This window comes from Methylococcus sp. EFPC2 (assembly GCF_016925495.1).
Taxonomy (GTDB): domain Bacteria; phylum Pseudomonadota; class Gammaproteobacteria; order Methylococcales; family Methylococcaceae; genus EFPC2.
In genome coordinates this window covers 39,221-59,754 of the sequence record NZ_CP070491.1, presented here as the reverse complement: position 1 = coordinate 59,754, position 20,534 = coordinate 39,221, and the positions used below count along the sequence as shown (strand labels likewise).

The following is a 20,534-nucleotide window of genomic DNA, read 5'->3' as shown; positions in this document are numbered from 1 at the left end:
TAGAAAAACAGGGGTATGGGTGTAGGGCGGAACGGGCCACGCCCGGTTCCGCCGGATGGAATCACGCTCTCGGCGGATCCCCTATGGGGCATCCACGGTCTCAATCGTGCTCGTGACGTTCGCCGCCTTCGGCCTTCAGCGTCTTGCGGAACACCGAGGCGCCGTACAAATCTTTCAGGTCCACGGTGAGATCGCGGGTTTTGTGGTCGATGTCGACCTCGCCGAAGAATTGCAGGCCGGCGTAGGGCGAGAGGTTGACCTGACCGGCGGGCGGGGCCTTGGAAAACACGACCTGCGGTCCGAAAGTGCCGTCCGTGGTATTGGGCCCGAAGGAGCCGGCGTTGAGCGGGCCGGCGACGAACTCCCAAAAAGGCTTGAACTCTCGCGTACCGGCCTTGGCCGGGTCGTAGTAGTGGGCGGCCGCGTAGTGCACGTCGGCGGTGAGCCACACGACGTTGTCCACGTGCTCGCGCTTGATGAAGCTCAACAAGCGGGCGATTTCCAATTCGCGGCCTGCGGCCGGGCCGTCGTTGCCGTTGGCGACGGCTTCCCAGCGCGCATTACCCGCCGCATCGACGCCGTCGCCGATGTTGAGGCCGATGGGCATGTCAGCGGAAACCACCTTCCAGGTGGCGCGCGACTCCTTCAGCCCTTTTTCCAGCCAACGCAGTTGTGCCTCGCCCAGGAAGGCCGTCTCGGGACCTTCCTGGGCCTGCAGATTGGCCGTGTTCGGGCCGCGGTAGTTGCGCATGTCGATCACGAATACGTCCAGCAGCGGGCCGTAGGCGATCTTGCGGTAGATGCGGTCCGGCTCGTCGGCCGTGTGCGGGCGCAGCGGCGCGTATTCGCGGAAAGCCTCACTCGCGCGGGCGACCAGCAGCGGCACGTCCTTGACCGTGTAGCGCGGGTCGTTGCTCAGATCCTTGGCGTCCGACCAGTTGTTGACCACTTCGTGGTCGTCCCACTGCCAAATCTGCGGCACCTCGGCGTTGAAACGGCGATAGTTTTCGTCCAGCAGGTTGTATTTGTAGCGGCCGCGAAATTCGTCCAGCGTTTCGGCGACCTTGTCGACGCCGTATTCGACGAGATTGGTCCAAATCTGGCCATTTTCGGCCGGCTTGGTCGCCGTGATCGGACTGTCCGAATAAACGCTGTCGCCGCTCTGGATGAAGAACTGCGGCTGCGCCAGGCGCATGGCTTCGTAAATCTTCATGCCACCGAAGGCGGTATTGATGCCCCAGCCCTGCCCCGCCGTATCACCGCCCCAGACGAAACGGATGTCCTCCCGTTTGCCGATGGTGTGGAAACGGCCAAGCACCGGCTCGCTCTTGTTGCGGGCATTGGTCAGGTCCTCGAACCAGACCTTGACGTAAACGTCCTTGCCCGAGGGGAGGCCCACCAGGTCCTGACGCGCGGTGTAGTCGGTAAGCTCCAGCGCATGCGGACCGCGGACGACCTTGGCATCGGTGAATTCGGGATTGAACGCGTATTCCACCCACAAGCGAGCGGGGCGGTCGCTGCGGCTCCACACGACGGCGCGCCCTTCGCTCACGTCGCCGAACTGTATGCCCTGCTCCACCCTGGGCGCGTCGCCGTCCGCATACGCCGCACCGCTCAAGGCCAGGAATAAGACCGGCCAAGCGGTTTTCTTGATCGTGCCGGAAATTTTCGTCTGCATGGAACTCCTCCGCTCAACGGGATTGGTTAGGAGCGGCAGATTCTAGGGAGCGGTATGCGACGGCCTGATGACGAATCGATGACCGGTCCGTGGCAAAACCGGATCGATTGCATCACGTCTCGATTTCGTCATGCCCCTGTCACGGAGCTTGCGTTTAATCCCGCCGGGCCATGGGCGTCGACGCACCCGATGCGAACGGCCACGCGGCCGTGCCGGTTCCCCCGGCGATTAGACTGTTTGCGGTCGGCGGTACGCGCCTGGTCGCACGCTTAGGCCGCCGTAACACCTGATTATTCGGAGAAAAGACATCATGAAACTCACAAGAATCGCCCTGGGCATCGCCCTAGGGATGGCGGCCAACGGCTGCGCCCACGCCGTGATCCCCACCGGCACCACCACCGTCAAGATCGTGGCCTTCAACGACTTTCACGGCCAGATCGAATCGCCGGGCACTTTCCGGCTGACCGGTGCGAGTTCGCCCGCCACGCCGGTGGGCGGCGTGGACTGGCTGGCCGGCTACATCGCCAAATACAGGGCCGAGAATCCAACCACGACGGTGGTATCCGCGGGCGATTTGATCGGTGCGACGCCTTTGATTTCCGCCTTGTTCCACGACGAGCCGACCATCGAAACCATGAACATGACGGGCCTGGAATTCAACGCCGTCGGCAATCACGAGTTCGACGAAGGCAAGGAAGAACTCGAGCGCATGCAGAAAGGCGGCTGCCATCCCACCGACCCGAACTCCTGCAAGGGCGCCGAAGCCGGCGCGCCGGTCAACGACGAAGGCGAATTCGCCGGCGCGGATTTCAAGTTCCTCGCCGCCAACGTGGAAGAAACCGCCACCGGCAAGACGATCTTCCCGCCCTACGCCATCAAGCATTACGGCAAGGTGCGGGTCGGATTCATCGGCATGACGCTGAAGGAAACCCCCACCATCGTCACGCCGACGGGCGTGGCCGGCCTGCAGTTCAAGGACGAGGCGGCCACCGTCAACGCGCTGATACCCAAGCTCAAGGCGCGCGGCGTCGAGGCCATCGTGGTGCTGGTCCACCAGGGCGGCACGGTGCCGACGGCACAGAACGCCTCGACCATGAATTCCTGCTCCGGCGACCTGGAAGGCACGCCGCTCAAGCCCATCGTCCATGCGCTGGACGACGCGGTGGATCTGGTCATTTCCGGCCATACCCACCAGGCTTATAACTGCCTCATCGCCAACCAGGCCGGCCGGCTGATACCGGTGACGAGCGCCAATTCCATAGGCCGCATCCTCACCGACATCGATCTGAGCGTCGACAACAAGACCGGCCATGTCCTGGCCGTGAGCGCGCAAAACGTGCTGGTCGACCGTGCCGATGCCACCGTCACGCCGGATGCGGCCATCAAGTCGGTCGTGGACGGCTACAGGGCGTTGGCCACCCCCATCGCCAACCGCGTCATCGGCTCGATCTCCGCCAGCCTCACTCGCGACAGCACGGGCGCGGGCGAATCGACCCTGGGCGACGTGATCGCCGACGCGCAACTGGAAGCGACCCGGAATCCGGGCTTCGGAGACGCCGCCGCGGCCTTTATGAACCCGGGCGGCATACGCGCCAACCTGAGTTATGCGTCCAGCCCCGCCGGCGAAGGCGACGGCAAGGTCACCTACGGCGAGGCCTTCACCGTGCAGCCCTTCGGCAACAGCCTGGTGACGCTCACCCTGACGGGCGCGCAGATCCACACGCTGCTGGAACAGCAGTTCACCGGCTGCACCGAGGGCTATCCGGCGGGCGCTCCGGCCACGGGTCAGCCGTTCAACCGCATCCTGCAGGTTTCCGCGGGATTCAGCTACGAATGGAAAGAAAAGGGCACGGCCTGCGACAACGTCGATCCCGCCAGCATCAAGATCAACGGGGTGACGGTAGACCCGGCCGCCAGCTACCGCGTGACGGTCAACAACTTCATGGCCGACGGCGGCGACCAACTCTACGTCCTTACCCAGGGCAGCGACCGGCTGGGCGGCGCACAGGACATCGACGCGCTGGAAGCCTACCTCACGGCCCACTCGCCGGTGGCACCGGGCGCACGGGACCGCATCGGCCTGGCCCCCTGAGTCAGACTTTCGTCCAACCCGGGCTTGCCGGGTTGGACGACGCTCCCACCGACTAGCCTCTTCCCCCGGCTCTACCCTAGCGAAACCTGCCCCCAGGCCGCGATCTTCGCGGGCTAAAGCCCGCTCCCACAAATAAAGACCAGGGATATATCGGGCCACCTTAATAAGTAATCGGACTTCTTGTATCGTCCGCCCGTGACAACTGCCTCAACCGCACCAAATGAAAGCGCAAAGCACCGCCCGTGTGCAGGCTAGCCATTGAGGTCATTCGACATGGCCGATACGGACGCCTGGCGTAGAGCTAGCCGGCTTGCCGTGGTGTGTGCGGTTCAGCGCCGGGTTAGACGGCGGATGGCGCCCGATCTCGCTGTAGCCATATCGTTGGTGCGCAATTTGCCTGCCGATTGGGATGTCTTTTCAAAACCCCTACAGATGGGCTATCTCAGTGCTGTTCACTTCTATCCCCCTCACGAGTGCTGTGAGCTCCAGGTCGACATTGACCGTTGAAGCCCCAGCGTCAACGCGCGGCCCCGTGACCGCGAAGTGCCCGGAGGCAGCTCATGCATGACCGCCCGCGGCCTGCGTACAAAGAGGAATGGGTCATCTGGAACGGCTCTTCCGGACTCCTCATGACGGCGACGATAGGCCGGGTCGAGGTCGGCGCGGACGGCAGAAGTGCCTGGATGGATCCGCCCTTCGAGATGTTGGGGCCGTTCAGCCTCGACGAGCTCGAGACACGCGGTCGGATTGCCTTCGCGGCTTGTGTCGTCATGTCGCGCCAGAGATGGCAAGACGATCAAGCGGAGTTGCGGCGGGAGTCCTACGAAACCCGCCGTGCCGCGCAGGAGCGATTGAACGAAAAATATGCGCGATTCAACGGAGGCCGGAGGAGGCGCCGAACCCACCGCCATCAACTCGACGAGCGGCAATACCGGGAGACGTTGAACCTGCCGATCGACGGAAAGCTTGAACCATCCCAGATCAAAAAGGCTTATCGGCGGCTCGCCCAGAAAGCGCATCCCGATGTCGGCGGCAGCCACGAACAGTTTCTCCGTATTACGGACGCACGCAACGCGTTGCTAGAGCGCTTTTCGTAATCGATGGCTCCATGCGCTGGATGCGAGCCGCCTAACACCGTGCCGTAGGATGCGGTGAGCCTGCGAACCGCATCACTCGCGTTAAGTTCTTCGCATGAAGTTTTTTGGCGCACCCTGTTATGAAAAACAGGGGCTTGCAGTACCTCAAATGCAAACGAACTTGCCATCAAGAACTTACTCGCCCGCAGAAAAACCCACGGACTCGATATTACCCCCTAAGCCGGCTGGCGTATGTTACCCCGGACGTAACGTTTTGTGCGAGCAAGACTGTTCACCGGTACGTAACGTTCGGGCCGGGGTTACAAACCCCGGCCCGCTCAGGTCGGCTGGAATGAATTGTTAGGCATAATGAGCCTGCCTATGACAGTTTGGACAAAGAGCTACTGCATTGGCAACCGTATCTTCGCCACCTTCTGCAAGCATTTTTATGTGATGGACCTCAAGATATGGCGAGTTATCTGCACGGCGAGTAAAGGGTGCCGGATTCTTGCAGAATTCACAGTATCCATTTGCACGAAACAGAACCTCGGCTACGACATCAGGATTACGCGCAAAGGAAACGGACACAATTCCAATTTTGTTCGGAATGACCTGAGCAGTTTCTAGTCGCTTGCGCCGCATTTCAGGTTTGTCGCGTAATGCAGAGAGGACTGCATTTTGGAATTGCTCATTGGCCGCCTGGGCTATTTTACCTACCCAGAACTCACTCAGCCGCTTTTTCTTTCGCCGCTTTTGGATGGAATCCCGGTCGCTTGCAATCGGTGATACAAGGACTTTCTCGGTGGCTGCCGAAAACGAGCCCCATAAAACCGCATTGGCGATTAAGTTGGGAAGATTTGCCAGCGATATAGAATGTGCCCATATAAGCGGATATCTTGATTTCTGCGTAGACTTTACTGGTCGATATTCAATATTCTCTATTGGCGGGTGTTGTTGATCGACTAACAGCCAAAATCCCTGATCTTCTCCTGAACGTTGGATTGCAGCAAGGTAAATGCCGCCAACAACAAGACTTGCTCTTGATGGATGAATGCCAAACCATGCCCGTTGCGGACAGCGCGTATGCTCAAATGCGGTTTCGAAGAAAACGATAATTTTATCCGCCAATTGTGGCGAAATATCACGACTTGCGTTTAACCATCGCCGCAAATCGATTTTCCAATTAAAGCCGTTCATGGATTGAGCGTTGCTTTGCCTACCAATTGATTGAGCGGTTTCCGTTCATCATGCCAATCTGGGGTGATAGGCTGACAGCCATGGAACATATACGCACATATCAGCCATATCCTAGGCCAGCAAGGGCGAAACCTGCTCCCAGGCCGCGATGGCCCAGCGCACCGCGCCGCTCACCAGCAAGGCCACGCCTACCGACAGAGCTACCGAGAATAAGGCCTGCTTGCGGCCTATGGTCTTCAGCATGATGGCGAAGGTCGACACGCAGGGAAAATAGAAGGTGAGGAAGACCAGAAAGGTGACGATCTGTCCGGCGTTCAACTGGCTGTCGATCTCGAAACCGCCCAGGGCCTGGTAGACCATCAGCAGGGACAGTTCCTTGCGCAAGATGCCGAACAGGATGGGCACGCCCAGCAGGACAGGCAGACCCAGCCACCAGTCGGTGATGGGCAGCAGCGCGGTGTTGATGAGTGCGCTGGCCTGGTAATGATCGAGCAAGGCGAGCACGATGCTGCCGCCGACCAGCAGGGGCGTGACGATGGTCAGCACGTCGCTGGTGCGCGACCAGGTGGTGAGCAGGAGGGAGCGCAGGCGCGGCAGCCGGTAGGGCGGAATCTCCTGCACCTGGCCCGGACCGCTCTCGGGAAAGCGGTTGGCCAGGACGCGCCCCAGCAAGGCGATGATGATCAGCGTGAGCGCGAATATCCCCAGTACCCCCAGGCCGCCCAGATACTTGCCGGCCAAGGCCAGGATGATGGCCGAACGCGCCGAACACGGCACGAAGGTGATGAGCAGCGAGGCAATGACCCGCTCGCGGCCGGTGGCGGCCCTGGCCGCGGCCGAAATCGCCGGCACATTGCAGCCCAGCCCGAGTAGAAAAGACACCGCGACCGCGCCGTGCAGGCCGACGTGGTGAAAACCGCGGTCGATCACGAAGGCGATGCGCTGCATCAGGCCGGATTCTTCCAGCGCCACCAGCAGCAGGACCAGCGGGATCATGTAGGGCACCACGATACCCACCAGGCCGATCAAGCCATCCACCACGGCGCGCAGCACCACATCCTGCGTCGTTTCCGGGTGCCAGTCGGCGACCGCTGCGATCAGTTTCGCCGCCGTGAGCGAGTCCAGCCAGGCGCTCACCTGGAACACCACGAACAGGATCACGGCAAACACCGCCAGGCTGCCGAGCAGGCCCCAGTACGGATTCAGAAACAGGGCGTCCAGCCAGTCGCGCCAGCTTCGGCCTTCGTGCGGCGCGCCGATGCGGCTGACCGCCTCGAACAGCGTCGCGGCCTGATGGTGGCGGTCCGCGTGCAACTCCTCGTCCAGAGGCCGGGGCAGCTCGGCTTCCGCGGACTTGCGCAGCGCGATCAGCTCCGGCAGCAGCGCGGGAAAATGCTGCCCCACCTCGCTCATGAAATAGCCGTCGTTGGCGGCGATCTGCGAAAGCAAAAACGGCTCCGGCACGCGGAAAGCGGCCTGCAATTCCGGCTTGCTCAAGACCTGTTTCAGCGGTTCCAAGACCCTGCCGATATGGCCGCTCGGCAACTGCGGCAGCGGCACCTGCTTATCCCGCACCGCCTCCACCGCCGTGCTGAACAGTTCGGACAGACCATGCCCCTTCAGCGCGGAGGTCGAGACCACCCGCACCCCTAGCCGCTGCCCCAGGCGTTCGGCATGGATGTGCAAGCCCTTTTCCCAGGCCTGGTCGGCCATGTTGAGCGCAATCACCAGCGGCCGGCCCAATTGCGTCAGTTGCAGGGTCAGCTCCAGGTGACGTTCCAGAGCCGTGCTGTCGACCACCTGGATGATGACGTCCGGCGGCGCGAAAGGCGCCGGAGGGCCGCCCGGCTCATGCACGGATACCGGCGGACGCTCGTCCCCCCACAGCAAATATTGCAGGGTGATGCGATCGTCATAGGAGGCATGGCTGAGCATGCCCACTCCCGGCAGCAGGACCAGGCGGGCTTCGTCCAGGCCGATCTGCACGGCGCACTCGCTATAGGCTCTGTGCGTGCCCGCCAGTTCGCCGGTCTGCACGGAGGTGCTGGACACCGCGCGGAACAAGGTGCTCTTGCCGCTGTTGGGCAAACCCACCAGGGCGATGCGCAAGCGCTTTTCGCCGCGAAACAGCGGGGTACGTAAGGGAATGATCGTTTCTTGGATGGCCATCGTTGGAGTCGGAGCAGAGCGACAGATATGTCGCGTAATTGCGATAGATTCGCATTCTACTCCGCAACTAGCAAATTGTCCGGCAAAGAAACATGGCTCACCACATAGCGATGCTTGCCGGAAGCCTCGGGCGGGATGCTTTGCTTCAATTCGATATCGACCGCGACCGATGCGCCCATACGCGCGCGAAGCTGTTCGGTGATGAGATCTTTGGCGCAGTCCTGCCAGTAAGCGTCGGGGACGATCTGGACCTCCAGCCGGTCGGTCGCATGCTGGATGATTTTGAACTCGCCCACGCCCTTGACCGCCCGCAGTACGTAGATGACCGCAAGGGCGTGCATGATGGTGCCGTCCGGCTTGACGACGAAATCGGTGCGCCGGCCGACCACTTCGGCGATCACGTGCAGGCCGCGGCCGGCCCGGCAATGCGCGTCGGACTGCCGCACCATGTCGCCGGTGCGGTAGCGGATGAAGGGTTGGGCCTCGGAGCACAAATGGGTGAGCACCGCCTCGCCCATCTCGCCGGGCGCGACCGCCCTGCCCTGCGCGTCCAGCACTTCCAGGATGATGGATTCGCTGTTCACCAGCATCTGGCCATCGGGCGATTCCAGCGCCACCAGTCCGCCGTCGCGGCAGCCGTATTCGTTGGCCGCCGGCGCGCCGAAAACTTCCTGGATGATGGCCCGTTGCTCGGGATAAAGCGGCTCGCCGGTCGCTCCAACGACGCGCAAATCCGGCAGTTTCAGGCTGTTTCCCCGGCTCTTGGCGTGCGCCGCCAGCAGGGCCAGGCTGCTGGCATAGCCGTAGATGCAACGCGGGTTGAAACGCTCGATGGCCACGAGATAGTCGTCCATGCGCTCCGGCTTCATCTCGAAGGCGTTGAGCAGCAACTGGTTGAACAGCCGGTCGCGCAGGGTCTTGATGCGGTCGGTCTTGTTCAGTTCGACCGGTGCGCCCCACAGGAAGACCTCGCGCTCGCCGACATCCTGCCCCCACCAGCGGCGTGCGCGGAAACGGCAGGCGGCGTCGGCGGCCTGGCGCTTGCGGCCGAAATAAAAGATCAAAGGCTGGCCGCTCGACCCGCCGGTGGTGTAGGGAAACACCCCGCCCGGCGCTTCCTTCCACACCAGGCGATCGCGGTTGGCGCTGGCATCGGCGCGGGTCATGGTCGGCAGCTTGGGCAAATCGGCCAGGGTCAAGGGCCCACCAGAGCTCGGCTCCAACCCCGCCGCCTGAATGCGTTCGGCGTGCCAGGGGCTGTGCGCCTGCGCCGTCGCCAGCAAATCCTTGAGCTTGCGTGCCTGCAAGGCCTCCAGTTCCTCGCGGCTCAGCCACTGCGCCTTTTCGATTTCCGCCAGATAACTCAAAGTCGGGCGTTTCATCGCCCATTCATGCAGGGGAAACAAGGCGTGGCGGACGAGGGCCGGATGCATGGGCAAATTCCTGTGTTTAAGGGCAGCGGACGGTCGAAAACGGCGGACCGAACTATAGCATTTGACCGCTCACCGAAATCGGCTCACAAACCCCACCTTATTTGAAAAACCCTGTCCGCCGGATTTTAAGGCGTGTCTAAAAGGAGCACGTCCATGTTCGGTATCCGCTTCATCAAGGTCGACCCGGCCTCTTTGTCATCTTCAGCAAGGCATCGAAGCCGACTTCGTCCAGTTCAATGCCGACACCCAGGCCACCGTCACCGTCGCAGACAAACAAGGGCATCTGGTTATATGAGCAACGCCCCCGGACTGGACTTCCTATCGGTATGAGCCGGGGACGACCCATTCAAGCTTATGGGCTTAAATGAGTTGCGACGACATCTGGGAGCTCCTGCCAACCCGGCTGCCGGAAAAGGGAAAGAGCGATAGAGCCCGAAGCGCGTGACCAACGCCTCGGGCCTTGAAGAAAGCGCTTAGGAACTCTCGGTCGTTGCGGCCGGGCGGCGTTTGCCGACCACGCCCAAACCCACAAGGGCGGAGCCGAACAGCCAGACCGCCGGAGGCACCGGCACCACGGCATTTGCACCCAGATTCAGGTCTGCGGCCACCATCTGCTGCCCTATCATCTTTCCGACGTACAACTCAATATTCCTGGCGGCATCTGCATTGCCGGACGCCACGTCGTCTTCGCACGTGCCGATATCCGAACACCAGGCTTCATGCGAACCGTCCTCATCGTTGTACTTGCCGGTGAACTTGAAAAACTGATAAGTCCTCAGCACCTGCTCGTTACCTGCGCCAACCTCTTGCTCCCCGCTGTCGGCCACGCCCTTGGCGGCCTTGGCAGCATCGTGGTCACCGTTGATGTCGTTATAGTGTTGGATCAGCTTCCATTCCACTTCCGGCACTCCGTCGCCCGCATCGGCGATCTTCTCCGGCTTGTCCGCCATGAGATCTTCCAGCCTGGACTTGTTCTCGTGGTTCACTTCCGTCTTGAATACTTTCACCCAAACCGCGTCGCCGAACTCATATTGGACGGGTGCGGCCGGCGGAGGCGGCGGCGCGGCAACCACGGCCTGGACGACCGCCGGTTGGGGCGGCTGGGCCGGAGCGGGTGGAGGGGGAGGCGCAATGGTTACGATGGGCGCAAGCAGGTTGACCGGATTCGCCGTGTCGCGGTTGCCGTTGGCGTCGAGCCAGTAATAGTGTGTAGCGGAGGGGGCGGCCGTGAGTACCGTACCGAAATGTTCGCATCCGGAGATAGACACGCAGGCATGGCCGCCGGTCGCGAATATCACGCCGTTCCAGGGTTGTACCGACCATTGCGTGGAGACGTCGCCGGGAGTGCCCTTGAAGTAGCGTACGATCGTATTGACGCCGTCGCTGCTCACCTTGCCGGCGCCGAAATGGAGGTTGTTGAAGGTGTAGGGCACGCCGCCGTAGCTGTAGAACTGGCTGGGCGAGAAGTGCTCGAATTCTATTTCAAAGCCGTGATACGACGTGCTGGTCGAATCGTTGTAAACGTCGAAATTCGACAGCGTGCCGTAGGACGATGAGGCCTGCGCGATAGGTGCAGCGAACACGGCGCATACACCAGCCAAGACCGGGGCCAAGCAGTACATTTTATTGCTCATAGGGTGGCCTCCAAGACGTAAACGGTTCATTACCTTCCTTGCGATGACACGCGGTATAGGCGTGACCGAAAGACCTTTTAAGGAAAATAATTAGTACCACAGGAAGTTAAATCCAAGCTTAAAAAAACAGAGTGACGGCCGACTCGGTTGAACTGAATGGGATACAGGAAATGGCCCCGACAATCGCGAACGCCGCGCTGGACGCCAAGCCGATAGTATTCATGGCCGCCGAAAGTTCGCGCCGCCCTGATCGGAACCGAGCTTGGGTTCAAGGCGCGTTCGCCTATCCGGGCATCAACGCACGGGGCCGCAGTCCCGTCTCAGCGCACCAGCGTCGCCTTCTGCTCGGCGGTCATCAGGCGAGCCGCCTGGCTGCGCGCATTGGCCGCGGTGCCGCTTTCGCCCAGGGCTTCGAGCACCACGGCATAGTTCAGCCACAGGTTGCCACTGCCCGGGAAGCGCCGCGTCGCTTCTTCCAACACCTTGCGGGCTTCGGTTTCGCGGCCGATGCGATGGAGAAAATAACCGTAGCCCGAATGGGCGTCCGGATCGTCTCCGGCGAGATCCAGCCATGACCGGAACGCGGCCTCGGCGCGGGCATCCTCGCCGGCCGTGGCGGCCGTGATCGCGAGCGCGCTGATCGCGAGCGGATTGCGCGGGAAGCGTTCGGTCATGCTCTGGGCGGCACCGACCGCCGCCGACCGTTCGCCGGCGTTAAGCAAGGTCATCGCGTATTGCCGGGCAAGCAAAGGATCGGTCGGAGCGAGTTCCGTCGCGCGCTTGGCCGGCGCCAAGCCTACTCGCGGACGGGCGGTTGCCAGGTAATAGCGCGCCAGCGCCCCTTCCAGCACCGGGCTCCGTGCCGGCTGGGCGGTGATGGCCCCGTTGATCAGGGTGTCCGCCTGCGTCCGCTCGCCTCCCTGCCACATCAGGTAGGCGAGGCTAAACAAGGCCTCGGGCTGGGCCGGCTGGCGCGCCAGCACCGTCTCCCAGGCCGCTCGCGCGGCCACCCGGTCGCCGATCCGTTCCGTCACGCGCGCGAGTTCGAGGAAAACCGGGTCCGTCGCGCCGGGTTCGGCGGCGATTTGCGCCAGGCGCGAACGGGCCTGGACGAGGTCGCCGCGCACCGAGAGCATCAAGGCGCCGAGCACTTTCGGCAGGGGGTCGTCCGGCTTCAGGCGCCGCGCCTGGGCCAGGGCGTCTTCCGCTTCGCCCAAATGGCCGGTCCGGATCGCGGCTTCGGCGAATATCGCCTGGATGTCGAAGTTGTTGCCGTAGTGCGGGCGGATCTCACGGCCCAGTTCGTAGGCCTGCGAGAAATCGCCGTGCTTCACATAATCCCAGACCTTGCCGGCGGCGCGCTCGACGCCGCCGGCCTCGGCGATCACGCGATTGCGCTCGCCGTTGCGGTAGCCGGCCACCGCCAATCCCGCGACGATGCCGATGGCGACCGCGTAGCGGCGAAACAATGCAGCCATCGTCGGTGCGATCGTCGCTACGGTGGCGCCCGCCCGCTCGAGCGCCCGGCTCCGCGACTGGCAATACTCGCCCCACCGGTCAGCCGGAATCTCGCGGGCGGTGGTCTCCCAGCGGTAATCGAAACTCACCTCCCGGCGGCGGGAGCGCACTTGGCAGCTGTAGAGGAATCCCGGCCCCTCGACCTCGAAGTATTCCGGCTTAGACTTGCGCACCGGCTTGCCGCGCACCACCACGCGATGATGCACCGTCATCGGGTGGCGCAAGGCCCAGGGCAGGCGACGCTGCTCGCGCTCGTCCACCGCTTCCACGCCGAGAAAAAGCCCATGGGCGCCGTAAACGAAGAAATCGGGCGGCTTGCGATCCACCCTGCCCCAAGTCGGCAAGCCATGGCGCGTGCTCAGGCAGATGGCATTGTCGTCGGCGTCGTCTTCCAGTGCGGTGCTTTCCGCATCGGGTGCGAGCGCGGGGAAATGCTGTTGCAGCACCTCGGCGCGCGCCTTGGCGAACGCGGGGAGCCCCTGGCGCAGCAGCAACGCGCGGATGTCGTCCGCAAACCAGGCGGTCGCCCGCAACTCCTGCTCGACCGCGCCCTCCTTGCCGCGCCGGTCCAGCGTGAACGTCTCGGTCAGGGAAATCTCCGCGGGTGCCAACGCCGGCAGCTCGGTGAGCGCCTCCGTCGCCGCGTCGATTTCCAGGGCGACGCCGTAGGGGGGTGCGACGAGATGGGCCAGATCGCCGCCCTGCCCCACGACGGTCGGATCGACGAAATAACGCTGGCCTTCGAACCCGAAGGCCACGATCGCATGATTGAAACAAGCGGTGGACGGCAACAAGCGCGCGACCGCTTCCCGCCAGCCGGTCCCGACCAGCACCGGCCTGGCTTCGACGCCCAGCGCACACAGTAGCGCCGATAGCAGCACGGACTTGTCCTTGCAATCGCCGAAGCGCCGTCGCAGCACCGTCCCCGCGCCGCTCGGCAGCATGCCAGCGCCGTGGCCGAAATCGATCGCCAGGTAGCGGACATCTTCCTGCACGAAGCGCACGGCGGCGCGGATCGCCTCCTCCGTGCTGCGGCCTTCCTCCAGCCGCGCCGCTTCCGCGGCGATGGCCGGCAAGTCGTCGCTCAACGCCTCGGCCCACAGCGCGCAGATAAAGCGCGCCACCTCGGCCCAGCTCTGCCAGGCGGTGACCTCGAGCACCGGCCATGCCCAATGCGAGCCGGGCACGTTCGACTCCGGCTGGAACACCGGTGGCCGCTCGAAACACCAGCTTGCGCAGTCGGCCTGCACATCCTCCGTCGGCGCAGGCTGCCCCTCCGGCGTCGTCAGTCGCCATTGCACGGGATGTTCACGGTCGAGATGCAGTGCTACGCTGGCCGAGCCCACCGGCACCGTCCAGGCGAAAGTGTGGAAGGCGGTGAACAGCAACCCCGGCAACGGCTCGCGGGGCTCCAGGGTCCAGGCGAGATCGATCGCATCGCCGACGCGGACGTCTTCCAGCAAGGCCACCAGCGAGACGCGACCGTTCAGCATTTGCTGCTCGAATTGCTGCTCGCGCTGGCGCAGCAGGAAGGCCTCGCGTTGCACGGGCTCCCGGCGCCGCCACGCGCCGTCGCTTTCCATCCGCCACACCGCCACGTCGTGCACCCGCAACCTCTGCGCGGCGGGGTCGAACTCGATCTCCACCTGGCTCAAGGCCTGCACGGCGGACAGATTAAGCAGCATGCGCACCGAGCGCTGATAGACGGACTGCGTGGCGACGTGATGCTGCTCGTCGAGCAGCAGGCAGGCCACGGCGCCCAATTCCGGCGGACGCCACGACCAGTCGATATCGCGCGGCCGGACCCAGGCGCGCGGCGGGGCGAGCGACCATTCGGTCTGCTCGATGGAGACTATGCGGCGTATGGACATGAATTCCTTGCAAACGACGCTGCCGGAAGCGCCTGTCCGGCCACTTCCCATGTTGCAAAACCGCCGGACACCGCAGTGCGGCTAATCGCCCCGCGTCCCGGCGGACCTCAGTATGGAAACGCGTGGGCACCCGGCCCACGGCTGACAGAGGGTGCCCAGGCCCGGTGGCCGTGTCAACCCGAGCCCGGCACTACATGCGCAGCCTCCCCTGAGGTGGTACGGCGCGCCACTCACCCTCGATTTTTGAAAATGCCGAAGGTAGTTGGGCCCATAGGACCCACGCGGATCGGTGTTTCGTGTTGCGTGACGTCAGGCGCACCGCCAGCTTCGTGCGCGGGCCATGATCTCTGCCACGAGGGCATCTTTGCCCCGCGTATACGCTTCCCTATCCTCGGGATACTCGACGGCCAAACTAACCTTCAGGTCGGTGTAGGCGCTGCGGTCTTCCGCGTGGCTTTGCAGGTAATCGCGGAAGAGCAGGCGCTCCCAGAGAGGGCCGCTAACCTCGTTGATGTGGACGTGGTGCGTGCGGCGCGTGCCGAACGGCGGCATCCCTTTGACCAGGAACTCCCGATCGGCGTCGGGATTATCTTCCCAATGGACATACGCCATGCGCTTCAGCGCCTGGATGGTCGCGGGCCAATGCCGACGGTCTGCCCCTATCATGATATCGATGATCGGTTTCGCGGCTGCGCCGGGGATCGCCGTGCTCCCAAAATGCTCGATGACCAGCGGAATGGCGGCGTCTACACAGTCCCGAATAGCCCGGCGCTCGTCGGCGAATTGCTCAACCCAACGCCGGTCGTACGGCACGATGTCGATGATGTCTTCCGCGTGGTTACTCCATCTTCCGTTTTCATCCTGGGTGATCATCCGACAATTCCTACAGAGCCTAACGAGGGCGTGGAAAACCCCTGTTTTGGGTGATTTTCACGAGCCCAACGAGTTGGTTTGTTTGGCGCAAAATTTACGAAAAAGGGATTTCTACAGCCTCAACCTCCAAAATCACCGGACCTGCTCGGCTTTTCTCGTGGGTACGGTGGATAGATGGGTTGGGCAACAGCGCGTCGCCATCATCCTGGCGCTAACTCTTGACTGCGCGCTATGCCTCGCTGGACCGCGTCTGAAAGACTCAGCCCGGCTTCTTGCCTTTCGGAGAATCGACCCAGCCCTGGTCCTTGAACACGGCCCAGATCGCCATCGAATGGCCGTGACCCAGGTCGAACTCCTGCTTCAGCCAGGCGACCAGTTCGCCAGCTTTCATACCGGAATTCAATATCCCCGCCTCTGAGGCCAGTTGCCTGAAATCGTCGGGCGTCTTTCCGGTTTTTGCCTTGATGTTGTCGAGATATGCCTGAAACGTCATGACCTGTCCCCTATTGTCTTATCGACTTAGCAGCTTCTTTGCACGGGTGGCGATTTCCATAAGCGTTCGATGCGTAGCCTCCAGATCCGATCGGGGCAAGTTACCGTATAAAGCCTGCGCTACTCCCTCGGCCTTGCCGCTGTATTCGCTGAACACTGCAGATCCTACCGGAACCGGCTACCGCAGGTCGCTCCTTATCCCCTTCTCTCTTTGGGAGAAGGTGGCCCGAAGGGCCGGATGAGGGAAGGTGAGCTGGGGTCGACTGCCTTGTATGGCAGTCGCTCCCGTGAACGCTCGGTTCCAAGGCTACAATCCGTGGGCCATGGGGCCGAGCGGTCTCTCCCGGTATGAACCAGCACGTTCTCCTTGCAGACGATCAAGCCCGCTTCCACTAGCCTGTCGATCGCCCGTTGAACATCCGTCGGATCCGGGACGATATGGTTGTCGAGTTGCCGTTGAATCACTTGTTCAATATCCAGCGGCGCTGCGCTGGTGAACACCAGCACGATCCAATCAGGAAATGAGAGGCCGGCTTCATCAAGTTCCCGCTCAAGCAGTGCGCGCATGGAACGCTCCGCCAGGCCGATGGCATGGGTGAGTGGTAATGCCTGCATGGTCTGCCTTCGCCTGCCGGATGGCGCGTCAACGGCCGATCAACAACAAGGTGAGCGGTGGATTCCGTAGCGCGAGGCCACCCCACATGAATAGCGCCACATAGGCACTGAACAGCACATGCGTGAACAGCGGGCTGCCGATACGAATATGTGTTGCGCATGCTCCACCGAGAAAGCCGGTGAGATAGATCGCGCCGAGCAGCGATGTCCTGGGGATGGCATAGAGGATGACGCCCAGCATCAGCAATACCCCGATAGGGAAGACCACGCTGTCGGGATAGCCGAGTATGACGGTCCCCTCCATGACCGGGCCAACTTGCAGAAGTTTTCCGGCAGCGTCTGCGAACAGGAAAAGAACAACGATCCCGCTCAGGATTCTTCCGCTCCAGCGCCGCGTGGGTGTTATGGCTTCCATATCATGTCTCCGGTGATGGTTACGATGTCGCCACCCTACCGGGTCAGCTATCGCCGGTCTTGTACAAAAGCGACAACTGCTCCTGCCCGCGGGCGATCTGCAACGGCGTCTGCCCGATGAAATGCCTCAACGAGCGCGTCATATGCGCCTGGTCGTAATAGCCTGCCTCATGCACCGCCTGAAGGATGGCAGTTCCGCTTTGCAGCAGGCTGGTGGCGTGACGGGCGCGTTCGATCTGGCGTATCGTCGCTTGGGTCATGCCGGTCGCCCGCAGAAAATGTCGCTGCCCGCTACGCTGGGAAAGCCCCTCCGGCCTGCCGCGCAAGGCGGTTTCGATACGGGGGTCCGTCACGACCAGCCCCCATTTCACCAGCCTATCGACGAACGTATCGGCATTCTCGAAGGACGGATATTCCCAGGCGGAACCATACAGCCAAAACGATCTGGCCGATGCGTCGGCCAGAATCACGTCGTTCCGGTCACGCAGCATGCCGGTCGGCATCAGCGGCATGAAAGTACCGAGCTTGAAATGGATGCCGATCCACTCTCCGTCCGCCGGGCAGTCCGCCATGCTGGCCCGGGTTTCCGGACCGCGGACGGTCAGGAACGTCCTGCCCTGGTGGCGAGTGACGACCATGGACCAGTTGCACATGGCCATTGAGTGAAAAGTACCGGCCCGCCCGCTGTGACACTGAAAAATCCTTTCGACCACGGCCGAGTCTGACGGCCGATCTTCAAATTGTATGAACAAAGTCGCCTCCTGCCGCCTAATGAGGACATCGAAAAAACCTGTTCTGGGTGATTTTCGCGAACCAAGCGATTGATTTGTTCGGGTCAAAATTTACGAAAAAGGCTTTTCCTACAGCCCTAACGCGCCGATGAGCGGCGGGCGACACGAAGCGCGGAGGAGTCCACTCCATGGGCTGCTTAGGCATGCGCGCGGATATTTCCCGTTTCAAGTGCGCGTACTTCAACCGGCGCGCCCCACAGCTGTGAGAATATTTTCTCAGCATGGTCCGGTAAGCCCGTGGTAAGGAACGATTCTTGGCTCGTGTGTTTTGCTAACGCCGGCGCTCTCTCACTGCCGAGATGGCGGATAACCTGTCGGGCGACGGCCTCGGACGATTCAACGATTTCGACTCCAGGCCCTGCAATTTTTCGGATCTCGGGCTCCAGAAATACGTAATGCGTGCATCCGAGCACGAGCGTGTCGGCTCCTTGGGCTATCAACGGGTTGATCAGATTTCGAAGGTAGGCGCGAGTGGGCTCGGTCGACAGTTCTCCACGCTCGACCATTTCGACCAAGCCGGGACAGGGTTGCAAAAGCACGTTCACCCCCTGGCCGTATTCCCGACATAGCCTTTTCACAGCCATGCTCTCCAGCGTCCTTTCCGTTGCGAGCACCCCGATAACCCCGGTTCGCGTATATCCAACCGCAGGTTTTATCGCCGGCTCCATGGCTACGACGGGGATCGATAACTGCGAGCGAAGCTTCTCTACCGCGACAGCGGTCGCCGTATTACAAGCGACGACTATGATCTCCGCTCCTCCTTCGACCAAGGCGTCCGCTATTTGCGATGCCCTGCGTTCTATGAATTCCGCCGGCCGGCCTCCGTACGGGGCGTTTCCCGAATCGGCGATATAAATGAAATTGACCGTCGGGTGTCCCAGTCGAATTGCCTTGAGCACCGATAATCCACCCACTCCGGAATCGAAGACGCCGATTGTTCGGGTACGGACGAGCGGGTTATTCATTAAACATTTTCCTGCTGAAATAACTGGTTTTAATATGGTATAAACGTAAGGGTACATAGGATGTGCTGAGCTCGCGAAGCGCATCGCTCGCGTAGGCTTACGTCAATTACCGGCCTCGATGAAAAAACCTCCTTAATAACCCCTATTGATCGGATAATAGCCCGACCTTTACATAGCAATATAAGCTTGAATAGGGCCAGGATCATAGGATGCGCTGAGGCCACGAAGCGCATCATTCGCGGTAGTCGATTTTTAATGTGTCTCCTCCATAGGAACACCCTATAGTCGTCGACAAGATTAACCGTAAAAACCATGCTACACCGGGTATATAGAACCGGCGACAGTCGGTCATTTTACCTGTCTTGTACGCGAGTGATGCGCTTCGCGAGCTCAGCGCATCCTATGGCTCTGCCGACACAGATTTGAGAAACGGGGAGAATGTTTTTCTTGGGCTTAGTCGCTGCCCACTTGAAACTCGAACATCACTCTCGATTTCGAAGCTTCCAGCACGGAACCATACTGGGTTACCCTTGTGACCATCGCCAGCCCTATCGGCTAGCGAGTCAACTGGAAAGAATTTTGCGTCGTTAATCGGGAAATAGATGCGCCCATTATCGATACTGGACTGGATAAGAGTAATTTCTCTAAACTGCATATTTGTTTTTCTCGCGCCTTGATTGTCGGCTTTGCATTTATGTGGCTAACAAGTAGTTGAATTGTTTTCGTATAGCTCTGGCATTTTCTATCACGCCGGCCGTCGCTAGACAACAAACCTTGTTCTCTCCGGTCATCCCTTCTGTATATCCGTGCTCTGAGCCAAGATAGATAGCGCGTATGCTGGAATAAGCAAACGCGACCCAGCAGACGGCCCGGCATGCAGGGATTCCCTATGCTCATCCCGGCCTACTTTTGAAAAGGCAGCGGCGGGTAATATCTTTTGGGCAAGGCCGCCAGTTCGGCTTGCAGGCGTTCGCGGCGGTCTTCGGATAGGGGATGGGTGGACAGCAGGGCCGGGCGCTTGGCAGCGCCTTCCTTTTCCGCCAGCTCGTAGGTTGGGTTAGCGGCTTTATCGCGTAACCCAACATCCCCAAATCGTTGGGTTACGGCTGGCGCCTAACCCAACCTACGAGTATGTAGGCTGGAATGAGCAAACGCGACCCAGCAGACGGCCCGGCATGCTGGGATTCCCTACGGTGATCCCAGCCTACTTTTGAAAAGGCAGCGGCGGGTAATCCCTCTTGGGCAGGGCCACCAGTTCGGCTTGCAGGCGCTCGCGGCGGTCTTCTGAGAGGGATGGGTGGAGAGCAGGGCCGGGGGAGCCGGGCCGCGCCTTCCTTTTCCGCCAGCTTGGCGAAGAAGCTGGGCATGCCGGCGGGCGAGATGCCGGCCGCATCCAGGCGGCGCAGGCCTTCCAGGTCGACCTGGGCTTCGGCGTCACGGGAGAACTTCAATTCGGTGAGCTGGGCGGCGGCTTCGCCGGCCAGGGTGCCGGAATAATCGCCTAGCGCCAGCGACCACAATGCGCGCAGGACCATAGGTTGCGCTAAGGTCACGAAGCGTATCATTCGCGGCACCCAATTTTGATGTGCATCCTCCATTGGCACATCCTATGGTCCTATTAACCGGGCCCGAGATTTGACTGGTCCCGTTCGGGTTGAGCTTGTCGAAACCCGCCCTTCGACAGGCTTAGGGCGAACGGTATTTTTGGGCCGGGCT

General features: G+C 61.6%; 15 protein-coding genes. 2 read left to right on the top strand and 13 right to left on the bottom strand.

Annotation, left to right across the window (positions count from 1 at the left end; genetic code table 11):
- Positions 1-100 precede the first annotated feature (100 nt).
- Positions 101-1,678 (bottom strand): alkaline phosphatase, encoded by a 1,578-nt coding sequence (locus tag JWZ97_RS00210; RefSeq protein ID WP_205432467.1) that lies wholly within the window; start codon positions 1,676-1,678, stop codon positions 101-103.
- Between the two features lie 310 nt (positions 1,679-1,988).
- Between JWZ97_RS00210 and JWZ97_RS00205 the strand changes: the two genes are divergently transcribed.
- Positions 1,989-3,770 carry a bifunctional UDP-sugar hydrolase/5'-nucleotidase gene (locus tag JWZ97_RS00205; RefSeq protein WP_205432466.1) on the top strand — a complete coding sequence of 594 codons (1,782 nt, stop codon included), beginning with the start codon at positions 1,989-1,991 and terminating at the stop codon, positions 3,768-3,770.
- A 560-nt stretch (positions 3,771-4,330) separates the two neighbouring features.
- Positions 4,331-4,867: a DnaJ domain-containing protein gene (locus tag JWZ97_RS00200; protein ID WP_205432464.1), complete on the top strand. Its 537-nt coding sequence runs from the start codon at positions 4,331-4,333 to the stop codon at positions 4,865-4,867.
- A gap of 339 nt (positions 4,868-5,206) precedes the next feature.
- Here the strand turns inward: JWZ97_RS00200 and JWZ97_RS00195 are convergent, their stop codons facing one another.
- From JWZ97_RS00195 to JWZ97_RS00140, 12 genes are all read right to left on the bottom strand, one after another.
- The gene (locus JWZ97_RS00195) at positions 5,207-6,043 is read right to left on the bottom strand and encodes an HNH endonuclease signature motif containing protein (RefSeq protein WP_205432455.1); all 837 of its coding nucleotides are present in this window, start codon (positions 6,041-6,043) and stop codon (positions 5,207-5,209) included.
- A 111-nt stretch (positions 6,044-6,154) separates the two neighbouring features.
- Entirely contained in the window at positions 6,155-8,212 is a 2,058-nt protein-coding gene (locus JWZ97_RS00190) for a ferrous iron transporter B (protein WP_205432453.1), read from the bottom strand.
- A gap of 56 nt (positions 8,213-8,268) precedes the next feature.
- Positions 8,269-9,645, bottom strand: coding sequence for a phenylacetate--CoA ligase family protein (locus JWZ97_RS00185; protein ID WP_205432451.1), 1,377 nt, complete (start codon positions 9,643-9,645; stop codon positions 8,269-8,271).
- A gap of 473 nt (positions 9,646-10,118) precedes the next feature.
- A complete protein-coding gene (locus JWZ97_RS00180) occupies positions 10,119-11,279 on the bottom strand; it encodes a VPLPA-CTERM sorting domain-containing protein (RefSeq protein WP_205432449.1) in 1,161 nt (386 codons plus the stop codon).
- Between the two features lie 320 nt (positions 11,280-11,599).
- Positions 11,600-14,668, bottom strand: coding sequence for a DUF3857 domain-containing protein (locus JWZ97_RS00175; protein ID WP_205432447.1), 3,069 nt, complete (start codon positions 14,666-14,668; stop codon positions 11,600-11,602).
- A gap of 309 nt (positions 14,669-14,977) precedes the next feature.
- Positions 14,978-15,541 (bottom strand): GrpB family protein, encoded by a 564-nt coding sequence (locus tag JWZ97_RS00170; protein WP_205432445.1) that lies wholly within the window; start codon positions 15,539-15,541, stop codon positions 14,978-14,980.
- 259 nt (positions 15,542-15,800) lie between these two features.
- The gene (locus JWZ97_RS00165; protein WP_205432443.1) at positions 15,801-16,034 is read right to left on the bottom strand and encodes a DUF4287 domain-containing protein; all 234 of its coding nucleotides are present in this window, start codon (positions 16,032-16,034) and stop codon (positions 15,801-15,803) included.
- 194 nt (positions 16,035-16,228) lie between these two features.
- The gene (locus tag JWZ97_RS00160; RefSeq protein WP_205432441.1) at positions 16,229-16,648 is read right to left on the bottom strand and encodes a MarR family winged helix-turn-helix transcriptional regulator; all 420 of its coding nucleotides are present in this window, start codon (positions 16,646-16,648) and stop codon (positions 16,229-16,231) included.
- Between the two features lie 28 nt (positions 16,649-16,676).
- Positions 16,677-17,063 carry a DoxX family protein gene (locus JWZ97_RS00155; RefSeq protein ID WP_205432439.1) on the bottom strand — a complete coding sequence of 129 codons (387 nt, stop codon included), beginning with the start codon at positions 17,061-17,063 and terminating at the stop codon, positions 16,677-16,679.
- Between the two features lie 43 nt (positions 17,064-17,106).
- Positions 17,107-17,700 carry a helix-turn-helix domain-containing protein gene (locus JWZ97_RS00150; RefSeq protein ID WP_205432438.1) on the bottom strand — a complete coding sequence of 198 codons (594 nt, stop codon included), beginning with the start codon at positions 17,698-17,700 and terminating at the stop codon, positions 17,107-17,109.
- 290 nt (positions 17,701-17,990) lie between these two features.
- Complete coding sequence (gene murI / locus JWZ97_RS00145; RefSeq protein ID WP_205432436.1) at positions 17,991-18,818, bottom strand: glutamate racemase; 828 nt, start codon at positions 18,816-18,818, stop codon at positions 17,991-17,993.
- A 1,100-nt stretch (positions 18,819-19,918) separates the two neighbouring features.
- On the bottom strand, positions 19,919-20,371 hold the full coding sequence (locus JWZ97_RS00140) for a hypothetical protein (RefSeq protein WP_205432429.1): 453 nt from the start codon (positions 20,369-20,371) through the stop codon (positions 19,919-19,921).
- Between the last annotated feature and the right edge of the window lie 163 nt (positions 20,372-20,534).

What these genes read in the sequence shown, in the direction of transcription:
- JWZ97_RS00210 (WP_205432467.1), bottom strand. Translation starts at nt 1,678, where the DNA reads ATGCAGACGAAAATTTCCGGCACGATCAAGAAAACCGCTTGGCCGGTC.
- JWZ97_RS00205 (WP_205432466.1), top strand. Translation starts at nt 1,989, where the DNA reads ATGAAACTCACAAGAATCGCCCTGGGCATCGCCCTAGGGATGGCGGCC.
- JWZ97_RS00200 (WP_205432464.1), top strand. Translation starts at nt 4,331, where the DNA reads ATGCATGACCGCCCGCGGCCTGCGTACAAAGAGGAATGGGTCATCTGG.
- JWZ97_RS00195 (WP_205432455.1), bottom strand. Translation starts at nt 6,043, where the DNA reads ATGAACGGCTTTAATTGGAAAATCGATTTGCGGCGATGGTTAAACGCA.
- JWZ97_RS00190 (WP_205432453.1), bottom strand. Translation starts at nt 8,212, where the DNA reads ATGGCCATCCAAGAAACGATCATTCCCTTACGTACCCCGCTGTTTCGC.
- JWZ97_RS00185 (WP_205432451.1), bottom strand. Translation starts at nt 9,645, where the DNA reads ATGCATCCGGCCCTCGTCCGCCACGCCTTGTTTCCCCTGCATGAATGG.
- JWZ97_RS00180 (WP_205432449.1), bottom strand. Translation starts at nt 11,279, where the DNA reads ATGAGCAATAAAATGTACTGCTTGGCCCCGGTCTTGGCTGGTGTATGC.
- JWZ97_RS00175 (WP_205432447.1), bottom strand. Translation starts at nt 14,668, where the DNA reads ATGTCCATACGCCGCATAGTCTCCATCGAGCAGACCGAATGGTCGCTC.
- JWZ97_RS00170 (WP_205432445.1), bottom strand. Translation starts at nt 15,541, where the DNA reads ATGATCACCCAGGATGAAAACGGAAGATGGAGTAACCACGCGGAAGAC.
- JWZ97_RS00165 (WP_205432443.1), bottom strand. Translation starts at nt 16,034, where the DNA reads ATGACGTTTCAGGCATATCTCGACAACATCAAGGCAAAAACCGGAAAG.
- JWZ97_RS00160 (WP_205432441.1), bottom strand. Translation starts at nt 16,648, where the DNA reads ATGCAGGCATTACCACTCACCCATGCCATCGGCCTGGCGGAGCGTTCC.
- JWZ97_RS00155 (WP_205432439.1), bottom strand. Translation starts at nt 17,063, where the DNA reads ATGGAAGCCATAACACCCACGCGGCGCTGGAGCGGAAGAATCCTGAGC.
- JWZ97_RS00150 (WP_205432438.1), bottom strand. Translation starts at nt 17,700, where the DNA reads ATGGTCGTCACTCGCCACCAGGGCAGGACGTTCCTGACCGTCCGCGGT.
- murI (WP_205432436.1), bottom strand. Translation starts at nt 18,818, where the DNA reads ATGAATAACCCGCTCGTCCGTACCCGAACAATCGGCGTCTTCGATTCC.